Source organism: Burkholderia sp. BCC1999 (assembly GCF_905339975.1).
Lineage (GTDB): Bacteria > Pseudomonadota > Gammaproteobacteria > Burkholderiales > Burkholderiaceae > Burkholderia.
This window is the reverse complement of record NZ_CAJPHP010000067.1, coordinates 1-643: the sequence shown is the minus strand read 5'-3', so window position 1 is coordinate 643 and position 643 is coordinate 1. Positions and strand designations below refer to the sequence as shown.

1 protein-coding gene is annotated in these 643 nt (G+C 65.0%); it reads left to right on the top strand.

The window, feature by feature from the left end:
- The first annotated feature begins 4 nt into the window (after positions 1-4).
- The gene (locus U5809_RS34580; RefSeq protein ID WP_282507237.1) at positions 5-643 is read left to right on the top strand and encodes a hydrolase; all 639 of its coding nucleotides are present in this window, start codon (positions 5-7) and stop codon (positions 641-643) included.

Here is a 643-nt window from a genome sequence, read left to right as displayed (position 1 = left end):
AACCATGGCAAGCGAACCGGTTCGCGACCCCGCGAACGACCACCTGCTCACCCCGCAGAACGCGGCGTTCATCGTCATCGATTACCAGCCGGTCCAGGTGAACTCCATCGCGTCGATGGATCGCCAACTTCTGATCAACAACATCGTCGGCGCGTCGAAAGCGGCCGTCGCGTACGGCCTGCCGATCGTCCACTCGACCGTGAACGTGAAGACGGGCCTGAACAAGCCGCCGATCCCGCAACTGCGCAAGGCGCTCGAAGGCTATCCAACTTACGACCGCACGAGCATCAACTCGTGGGAAGACGTCGAGTTCCGCAAGGCCGTCGAGGCGACCGGCCGCAAGAAACTGATCATGACCGCGCTGTGGACCGAAGCGTGCCTGACGTTCCCGGCGCTCGACGCGCTGAAGGCCGGCTACGAGGTGTACGTGGTCGTCGATGCGGTCGGCGGCACGTCGGTCGCCGCGCACGAAGCCGCGCTGCGCCGCATCGAGCAGGCCGGCGGCCAGATGATCAGCGTCGCGCAGCTGTTCTGCGAATTGCAGCGCGACTGGGCGCGCAGCGCCACCGTGCCGGCATTCATCGACCTGTTCATCGAAACCGGCGGCACGGCCGGCATCCAGTTCTCGTACGACAAGAGCTGA